We start from the raw sequence: 9,841 nt of genomic DNA, 5'->3' as shown, positions 1-9,841 counted from the left end.
CCACCGACCCGCTCGGGTCGGTGGCCGCAGTCGTCGTCTGGCAGGTTACTCGCCGAAGGCCTCGTCGAGGATCTCCTGCTGCTCCACCGCGTGGACCTTGCTCGATCCCGACGACGGCGCGGACATCGCGCGACGCGAGACCCGGCGCAGGCGGCCGAGCAGCTCCGGCAGCACCTCGGGCAGCCAGAGGCCGAGGAACGGCCACGGACCCTGGTTCGCGGGCTCCTCCTGGACCCACCGGAACTCGGTGGCGTTCTCGTACTTCTCGAGCGTGTCGCGGAGACGACGGTGCGGCACCGGGTAAAGCTGCTCGATCCGGACGACCGCGATGTCGTCGCGCTTCTCCTTGTCGCGACGCGCGGCGAGTTCGTAGTACAGCTTGCCGCTCACCAGCAACACCCGCTTGACCTTGCTGCGGTCCGCGCCGTCCTTGAGGAAGTGCGGGTCGTCGATCACCGAACGGAACTTGTCCTCGGTGAAGTCCTCCACCGGGCTCACCGCGGCCTTGTTGCGCAGCATCGACTTCGGGGTGAAGACGATGAGCGGACGGCTGATGCCGTCGAGCACGTGGCGGCGCAGCAGGTGGAAGTAGCTCGCCGGCGTCGACGGCAGCGCCACCGTCATCGAACCCTCGGCGCACAACTGCAGGAACCGCTCGATGCGGCCCGAGGTGTGGTCGGGTCCCTGTCCCTCGTGACCGTGCGGCAGCAGCAGCACGACGTCGGAGAGCTGACCCCACTTGGCCTCGCCCGAGGAGATGAACTCGTCGATGATCGACTGCGCGCCGTTGACGAAGTCACCGAACTGCGCTTCCCAGACCACGAGGGCGTCCGGGTTGCCGACGGAGTAGCCGTACTCGAAGCCGACGACCGCGAACTCCGAGAGCGGGGAGTCGAAGACCATGAACCGGCCGCCGTTGCTCTCCTCGTCTGCGGGCTGCAGGTGGTTGAGGGGGGTGTACTCCGAGCCGGTGCTGCGGTCGATGAGCACCGAGTGGCGCTGGGTGAAGGTGCCACGACGCGAGTCCTGGCCGGACAGACGCACGGTGCGCCCCTCCATGACCAGCGACCCGAACGCCAGCAGTTCGGCGAACGCCCAGTCGATGTTGCCCTTGCGGGCGGCCTCGGCGCGGCGCTCCAGGACCGGCTTCACACGCGGGTGCGGGGTGAAACCGTCGGGCACGTTGACGAACGCGTCGCCGATGAGCTCGAGCGTCTTGCTGTCGACCGCGGTCACCAGCTTCGTCGGCAGCGTCTGGTCGGCCTCGACGGAGGGCGACGGCTCGACACTGAACTTCTCGAGTTCCTTGACCTCGTTGAAGACGCGCTCGAGCTGTCCCTGGTAGTCGCGCAGAGCGTCCTCGGCCTCCTTGGTCGAGATGTCACCGCGGCCGATGAGGGCCTCGGTGTAGCTCTTGCGGACGCCGCGCTTGGTGTCGATCACCTCGTACATCGCCGGTTGCGTCATCGAGGGGTCGTCGCCCTCGTTGTGTCCGCGACGGCGGAAGCACACGAGGTCGATGACGACGTCCTTGTGGAACGCCTGGCGGTAGTCGACGGCGAGCTTCGCGGCCCAGACGCAGGCCTCGGGGTCGTCGCTGTTGACGTGGAAGATCGGTGCGCCGATCATCTTCGCCACGTCGGTGCAGTACTCGGTCGAGCGCGAGTGTTCCGGTGCGGTGGTGAAGCCGACCTGGTTGTTCACCACGATGTGCACGGTGCCGCCGGTGCGGTAACCGGGAAGCATCGCCATGTTGAGCGTCTCGGCGACCACACCCTGACCGGCGAACGCCGCGTCGCCGTGCAGCATGAGCGGGAGGATCGGGAAGCGATCGTCCTCGTCCATGAGGTCCTGCTTGGCGCGCACCAGGCCCTCCAGCACCGGGTCGACTGCCTCGAGGTGGCTGGGGTTGGCGGTCAGCGACACGTTGATCTCGTTGTCGCCGAACATCTGGTAGTACTTGCCCTCGGCGCCGAGGTGGTACTTCACGTCGCCCGATCCGTGCGCCTGCGACGGGTTCAGGTTGCCCTCGAACTCGGTGAAGATCTTCGAGTACGGCTTGCCGACGATGTTGGCGAGCACGTTCAGACGGCCGCGGTGCGGCATGCCGATGACCACCTCGGAGAGGCTGTGCTCGGCGCTCTGGTCGATCACCGCGTCCATCATCGGGATGACCGACTCGGCGCCCTCGAGCGAGAAGCGCTTCTGCCCCACGTACTTGGTCTGCAGGAACGTCTCGAACGCCTCGGCGGCGTTCAGCTTGCTCAGGATGTACTTCTGCTCACCGACCGGCGGCTTGACGTGCTTGATCTCGACGCGCTCCTGCAGCCACTTCTGCTGCTCGGGCTCGAGGATGTGGGTGTACTCGACACCGACGTGCCGGCAGTACGCGTCGCGCAGGATCGACAACACGTCCCGCAGCTTCATCTTCTCCTGGCCGTGGAAGCCGCCGACCTTGAAGCTGCGGTCGAGATCCCACAGGGTCAGCCCGTAGTTCTGGATGTCCAGATCCGGATGGCTGCTGCGCGCATCGCTGTCCATCATGAGGGGATCGATGTCGGCCATCAGGTGGCCGCGGCTGCGGTAGGCCGCGATCAGCTCGAGGACGCGGGTGCTCTTGTCGACGAGGCCGGCGGGCAGGTCGCGACGCCAGCGGATCGGCTCGTAGGGCACGTGGAACGCGGTGAAGATCTCGTCGTAGAAGGCGTCGTCGATCAGCAGCTCGTGGATGGTGCGGAGGAAATCGCCCGACTCCGCGCCCTGGATGATCCGGTGATCGTAGGTCGACGTCAGCGTCATGAGCTTGCCGACGCCGAGTTCGGCGATCTGCTCGTCGCTCGCGCCCTGGAACTCCGCCGGGTACTCCATCGCGCCGGCGCCGATGATGGCGCCCTGGCCCTTCATCAGGCGCGGCACCGAGTGCACGGTGCCGATCGTGCCCGGGTTGGTGAGCGAGATGGTGACGCCGGAGAAGTCGGCCGCGCCGAGCTTGCCGTCGCGGGCGCGACGGACGATGTCCTGGTACGCCGTGTAGAACTCGGCGAAGCCCATCGTCTCGCATTCCTTGATCGCGGCGACGACCAAGGTGCGGTTGCCATCCTTGCCGACCAGGTCGATGGCCAGGCCGAGGTTGGTGTGCGCGGGTGTGACGACGTTCGGCTTGCCGTCGATCTCGGCGAAGTGCCGGTTCATGTTCGGGAACGCCTTGATGGCCTGCACGATCGCGTAACCCAGGATGTGGGTGAAGCTGATCTTGCCGCCTCGGGTCCGCGCGAGGTGGTTGTTGACGACGATCCGGTTGTCGATCATCGCCTTGGCGGGCACCGCACGGACGCTGGTGGCCGTCGGGATCTCCAACGACAGCGCCATGTTCTTCGCGATGGCCGCGGCGGGACCGCGCAGGACCTTGTTGCCGTCGGCGCTCTCGGACTTCTGTGCGTCCGACTTCGCGGACCCGGACTTCTGGGCCTCGGGCGCGGCGGCCTTGCCCGCCTCGGGCTTGGGCTGCGAGCGGGCCGACCCGTCACGGCTGGCGACGCTGTGCCCCGACGCCGCCTTCGTGGCGGTCGACTCCTTGGCGGGGGTGGGTTTGCGCGGTGCCGTGCGCGCCGGGGTCTGATCCAGGGTGACCTGCTTGCGCGGCGTGGTCTCGGTGGCCGGCGCGGAGGTGTTGCGTGCCGACCCGTTGGTCGACGCACTCGGGGTCGAGGAGGAGGACGAGGTGGCCGCTGTGGTGGCCGAAGTCTTTGCGGCAGTGGGCTTTGCGGAATTCGAGGGCGGAGCGGCGGCCGGGGCGGAGCCACCGTTGTCGCCGGGTTCGTAGTTCTTCAGTAGTTCGTGCCAACTCGGGTCGACCGAGTTCGGGTCTTCTTTGTATTGCTGGTACATTTCCTCGACCAGCCACGTGTTCTGTCCGAAGTCTGAAATCGAACTGCTGCTCACAGCGGTATCTCGCCTCAATTCCCTGAAGGTGCCGGGTTCTCTGCCACGCGTCGTCTCTTGTGGAGACTATCGGTGAACCACCTGACGATGCTACGCGTCGTCGACTCGCTCACACCTACCGACCTGTTACTACGGAGTCAGTTCCGAGGTGGCCCGCGTGACCGTCGTGGCGGCCCTCCGTGCGCTGGTCGGAGCGGGTGAGTCGGGGCGGGGCACCGCCGGCTCGTCGGGATCGACACCGGCATCCCAGAAGCCGCGGTACCTCTGTCCCAACGCGAGCAGCTCCTCGTGTGTTCCGAGTTCGACGATCCGTCCGCCGTCGACCACCGCGATGGTGTCGGCGCGGGCGGCCGTGGCCAGTCGGTGGGCGACGATCACCGACGTGCGGTGCCGGGTCACCGCCCGACCGGCGGCGAGGACCTGCGCCTCGGTGGCCTGGTCGAGGGTCGCGGTCGCCTCGTCGAGCAGCAGCAGATCGGGCTCGACGAGTTCGGCCCGGGCCAGCGCGATGAGCTGGCGCTGGCCCGAGCTCAGCCCCTGGCCGCGTTCCCCGATGGGATGGTTCATCCGACCGGGCAGGGCGGTGATCATGCGCAGTGCGCCGACCGCGGCGGCGGCGTCGACGATCGCGGCCCGATCGGCGTCGGGCCGGCCGTAGGCGATGTTCTCGGCGACGGTGCCGGTGAACAGGTGCGGCTCCTGCGGGACGAGGCCGAGCCGCCGCCGGTATCCAGCGAGTTCGTAGTCGCCGATGTCGGTACCGTCGACCAGGACGCGTCCGGTGGTCGGATCGTAGAAGCGCGCCAGCAGCTTGACGATCGTCGACTTGCCGGCGCCCGTCCGGCCGACGAGGGCAAGCGACGACCCGGCCGGGATGTGCAGGTCGACGGCAGACAACGCATCCGTCGTCGAACCCTGGTAGCGGAATCCGACCCGGTCGAAGTCGACGACGCCGTCGAACCCGCCGTGTGGCGGGGACTCGGCTGTCGCCGAGGTGCGCAGCGAACTCGGCGTGCGCAGCAGGTCGCCGATCCGGCGGAGCCCCACGGCCGCCTGCTGGTAGCCGTCGAAGACCTGCGAGAGCTGTTGCACCGGACCGAACAGCATCGTCAGGTAGAGGACGAAGGCGACGAGTGTGCCCGCCGAGAGCGAACCCGACGCCACCTGCCCGGCGCCGACGCCGAGCGCGATCGCGGTCGCGATGTCGGACATGAGCTGGATGAGCGGGAAGTACGAGGCGATCGCCCGCTGCGAGACCATCCGGGCCTCGACCCATTCTCCGGAGCGACGCGCGAACCGGGCCTGGGCGTCGTCGGTGCGCAGGTAGGTCTGCGTGGTCTTGATGCCGGCGATGTTCTCCTGGAAGTCCGCATTGACGACGCTGATCAGCTCGCGCGAGCGCGTGTAGGCGCGGCTCGCGACGCGGCGGAAGACGATCGTCGCGGCGATCAGGAGGGGGAAGACGGGCAGCACCAGGAGTCCGAGCAGCGGGCCGGTGATCAGGAGCGCGACACCGACGCCGACGAGCGTCAGCACCGCCACGATCGCCGAGGTCAGTCCGGTTTGCAGGAACGTCGACAAGGCATCGATGTCGGTCGTCATCCGGGTCATGATCCGGCCCGACAGCTCGCGCTCGTAGTAGTCGAGTCCGAGGCGCTGGATGTGGGCATAACTGCGGATCCGCAGTCCGAACAGCACCCGTTCGCCGGCCCTGGTCGAGGTGATCGCCATCGACGACGCGGCGACCCAGCCGACTCCGACCAGTACGACGCCGCCGACCGCGGCCCACATCAGGGTCGACCCCTCGGTGTGTCCGGTCGAGTCGATGACCGCCCGGGCGATGCTCGGGAAGGCCAGGCCGACGAGCGTGTCGACGGCGATCGCGAGCAGTGCGGCGGCGAGCAGCCACCGGACCGGTGCGAGGAGTCCGCGCAGGGTGAAGACCGGGTTCTCGCGTCGGGCGGCGGCGACGTCGACCTCTGGCCGCTCGACCGCAGGGGGGAGCGCGTCCACCGAGGCCTGGAGCTGGGGGGTGGCCGGCATCGAACCGAGCGCGCTGGCCACGCCGCCGCCGCGACCGGTCCGTGAGCCCGCCCCCATCGCCGGAGAGGTCCGGGCCGCGACGTCGATCGAGTCGGAAGCGACGCTGGGCCACAGGCTCTCGATCTCGGTCGGGCCCGGTCCGCGCAGCGGTGGCGCGGTGTCGGCGACCGCGGCCGCGCCGGGGATGTCGTCGTGGACGCCGTCGGTTGCCGGTTGCGTGGTGCTCGACATCAGCTCTCGGAAGCGCGGTGAGGTCGCCTCGAGTTCGGCGAGTGTCCCCAGCGCGGTGATCCGGCCGTCGTCGAGCACCGCGATGCGATCGGCGAGGACGAGCGTCGAACGTCGATGGGCGAGGACCAGCATCGTGGCGCGGCGATCGCGGAGCCCGCCCAGGATGCGCGCCTCGGTGGTGGCGTCCACCGCGGACGTGGCGTCGTCGAGCACGAGGATGCGGGGGTCGGCGAACAGGGCGCGTGCCAGGGCGATGCGCTGACGCTGCCCGCCCGACAGGGTGAGCCCGCGTTCGCCGATGACGGTGTCGTATCCGTCGGGGAGCGCCTCGACGAATTCGGCGGCGTCGGCCGCGGCGGCTGCCGCCCGAACCCGGTCGGCGGTGTCGGCCCCGGCGGCTGCCGGGCCCATCGCGATGTTCGCGGTGATCGTGTCGGAGAACAGGAACGGCTCGTCGAACACGACGGCGACGGCACGGTGGAGCGCCTCGGGCGCGAGGTCGTCGATCCGGTGCCGGGTCCGGGACGGCTCGTCGCCGGTGCTCTCGCCGAGCAGCGAGATCGACCCGGAGTCGGGTCGTTCGAACCGGCTGACCAGGTCGGCGATGGTCGACTTGCCGGAACCGGGCGGACCCACGATCGCCACACATTCACCCGGCTCGATCCGCAGGTCGATACCGGACAACACGGCGGGCGGATCGTCGGCGTCGTGGGTGTGATGGGCGAACCCCACACCATCCAGTTCGACGCCCAGGGGGCCGTCGGGCAGCGTGCCGGTCGCGGTGTCGCCCGAATCGTGGGGATGGTCGATGACGTCGTAGACGCGTTCGACGGCCGCTCGCGCCAACTGGGCGTTGACGATCAGGTTCGTCAGCAGTCGGGCGATGCCGGTCATGGTGGCGACGTACGTGCTGAACGCGACGAAGGTGCCGGCCGTGATCGCGCCTGTCATCGTGAGGTAGCCGCCCACGACGATCACCCCGACCATGCCCAGTTGCGGGATGGCGGCCAGGGTGGGGGCGAACCGCGCATTGATCCGCGCGGCGCGGAGTCGGCGAGCGAACACCGTCCGGCAACGGGTGACGAGGTCGTCGACCGCGCGTTCCTCCTGGCCGAAACCCTTCACGACCCGCACGCCGGTGACGGTCTCCTCCACGTGCTGGGCGACGTCGGCGGCGGCCTGCTGCGCCGACCACGTCGCCGCGAACAGCCGGCGCCGGGTACGCCACACTTCGAGGGCGATGAGCGGGGCGATCAGCAACGCCACCCCGGTCAGGAGCGGCGACAGGTACGCCATGATGGCCAGGGCGACTACCATCTGCACCGCGGCGCCCAACGACAGTGGCGCCATGGCCAGCAGACTCTGGACGACCTGGATGTCGGAGATCGACCGGGACACGATCTGTCCGGTGCGGATCTGGTGCTGGCTGCGGCCGTCGAGGTGCAGCAGGGTGTCGAGGAGTCGGAGTCGCAGCGTGTTCTGCACGTTCACCGCGAGCCGTCCCGCGAACACTCGCCGGCCGAGATGGCAGGCGTAACGGACGACAGCGAAGACGACCAGCGCGATGATCACGGTGCGTAGCGAGAGGCCGTCGTCGACGACGCCGGTGGCGTGGTCGATCGCGGCCTTGGTCAGCAGCGGCATCAGCACGTCCACCCCGACGGCGACCAGGGTGAAGATCATCGTGACGACGACGACGCGTCGGTATCGCCACGACTCACCGAGGAGCCGGCGGATCCAGCCGGGCGTGGCTGCCGACGACTGCGGGGACGGTGCGGCCGCCGCGGTCACCACGAACCGGGCGGGAGCGGATCCGGGGTGGGTGCCTCACTGAAGTCGACGTCGATGACCCACGTCCGGGGTGCCGGCCCGAACGCCTCGCGCGCGTTGTGGACGACCTTGCGGCCGAGGGCGCGACTCCCCACACCACCGATGACCGCACCGATACCGGCCGGCATGAGCTTGCCGAAGATCAGCGGCGCCCGGCGGATCGCGTACTTCTTGACGAGTTTGTTCACCAGCGTCTTGTTCAGTTTGGTGATCGCACCGGATGGCAGGGCGGCTCCACCGAGCCGGCGCAGCGCACCGCCTCCGGTGCCGACCACGCGACCGAGGGCCAGCACACCCTCTTCGCCCAGCGCGACGGTCATGACCAGGGCCTTGCGACGCTCGGACTCGTGCACCGGGATGCCGTGCACCTCGGCGATCGACAGCGCGAGCAGGGCCGACGCCTCGAGGAAGAACGCCGTGTCCCCGGTCATCGCCCCGAACGCGGTCATCGTGCCGACACCGGGCACCGCGGCCGCCGCTCCGACGGCGCCGCCGGAACCGGTGACCGCGTTCAGATAACGCTTCTCGAGCCGCTCGATGATCTGCGCGGGTGAGTCGTCGGGGTACTTCCGCCGCAATGAATCGACGTACTTCTTCACCGCGGGTGCCTGCAGTCGCTGTGCCCGGTCCAGGATGCCGCCGGTCACCTCGACGGCCTTGCCGGGGGGCGTGCGGCCGTGGTCTGCCGAAAGTCCCTGTGACGCTTTGTCTTTCATTCCGCCGCCGCTCGTTCCGTCGGTACCCAGTGCGCTGCGGGCACGACCTCGGCCGGTGGTGGGGGACCGGGGGGTGTGCCGTCACCGAACGGGCGACCGCCCAGGTCGTCGCGATGGTGCGCGGTGAGCCAGCCGCGGAGGTCCGGGCCCTTCGGCACGATCTGCGTGGGATTCACGTCGGTGTGGACGATGTAGTAGTGCTGTTTGATCTGGGTGAAGTCGGTGGTGTCGCCGAAGCCGGGCGTCTGGAACAGGTCCCGGGCGTAGGCCCACAGCACCGGCATCTCGCTCAACTTGCTCCGGTTGCACTTGAAGTGGCCGTGATACACCGCGTCGAATCGCGCCAGGGTGGTGAAGAGCCGGACGTCGGCCTCGGTGATGGTGTCGCCGACCAGGTAGCGCTGCGTCGACAACCGCTCGGACAACTCGTCGAGTTTGGTGAACAACCGGTCGTACGCCGCGTCGTAGGCTTCCTGGCTGCCGGCGAATCCGCAGCGGTAGACGCCGTTGTTGACCTCCGTGTAGATGCCGTGGCTGACCTCGTCGATCTCGTCGCGCAGATGCTTCGGGTAGAGCTCCGGCGCGCCGTCCCGGTGGAAGGCGGTCCATTCCAGCGAGAAGTCGATGGTGATCTGCGGGAAGTCGTTGGTGACGACCTCGCCGGTCGGCACGTCGACCATCGCCGGGACGGTGATTCCTTTGGGATAGCCGGGGATCCGCTTCTCGTAGGCGTCCTTGAGTCGCGGGATCTGCAGGACCGGGTCCACTCCGCCGGGGTCGAGGTCGAAGGTCCACGAGTTCTTGTCGTGCGTGGGACCGCACAGCCCGAGCGAGATGGCGTCCTCGAGGCCGAGTAGCCGCCGCACGATGAGGGTCCGGTTGGCCCACGGGCAGGCCCTGGCTGCGACGAGCCGATACCGGCCGGCCTCCACCGGATAGCCGTCCCGGCCGTCGGCGGTGATGCGGGTCTCGATGTACTTCGTGTCCCGGACGAACTCCTCGCCGGTCATCACGTACGAACCCTGTTCGCCCTCGGACGCGGTGCTCTGCTCGGACTCTGTGCTCATGGGCTCCACAGT

General features: G+C 68.7%; 4 protein-coding genes. All 4 read right to left on the bottom strand.

Annotated elements, in window-relative coordinates:
- Positions 1-45 precede the first annotated feature (45 nt).
- The 4 genes from ACFVHY_RS22905 to ACFVHY_RS22890 all read right to left on the bottom strand — a co-directional run bounded on the left by ACFVHY_RS22905 (position 46) and on the right by ACFVHY_RS22890 (position 9,829).
- Entirely contained in the window at positions 46-3,888 is a 3,843-nt protein-coding gene (locus ACFVHY_RS22905; RefSeq protein ID WP_390275643.1) for a multifunctional oxoglutarate decarboxylase/oxoglutarate dehydrogenase thiamine pyrophosphate-binding subunit/dihydrolipoyllysine-residue succinyltransferase subunit, read from the bottom strand.
- A 183-nt stretch (positions 3,889-4,071) separates the two neighbouring features.
- Positions 4,072-8,007: an ABC transporter transmembrane domain-containing protein gene (locus ACFVHY_RS22900; protein ID WP_390275639.1), complete on the bottom strand. Its 3,936-nt coding sequence runs from the start codon at positions 8,005-8,007 to the stop codon at positions 4,072-4,074.
- Positions 8,004-8,762: a hypothetical protein gene (locus ACFVHY_RS22895; RefSeq protein ID WP_058252736.1), complete on the bottom strand. Its 759-nt coding sequence runs from the start codon at positions 8,760-8,762 to the stop codon at positions 8,004-8,006. Before ACFVHY_RS22895 ends, ACFVHY_RS22900 begins: the two co-directional genes overlap by 4 nt.
- Entirely contained in the window at positions 8,759-9,829 is a 1,071-nt protein-coding gene (locus ACFVHY_RS22890; protein WP_390275638.1) for a glutathione S-transferase family protein, read from the bottom strand. Before ACFVHY_RS22890 ends, ACFVHY_RS22895 begins: the two co-directional genes overlap by 4 nt.
- Positions 9,830-9,841 lie beyond the last annotated feature (12 nt).

Source organism: Gordonia sp. NPDC127522, from assembly GCF_042672305.1.
In the GTDB taxonomy this organism is placed as follows: Bacteria; Actinomycetota; Actinomycetes; order Mycobacteriales; family Mycobacteriaceae; genus Gordonia; species Gordonia hongkongensis.
Note: the sequence above shows the minus strand (reverse complement) of the source record. Positions and strands in the feature narration are given on the sequence as shown.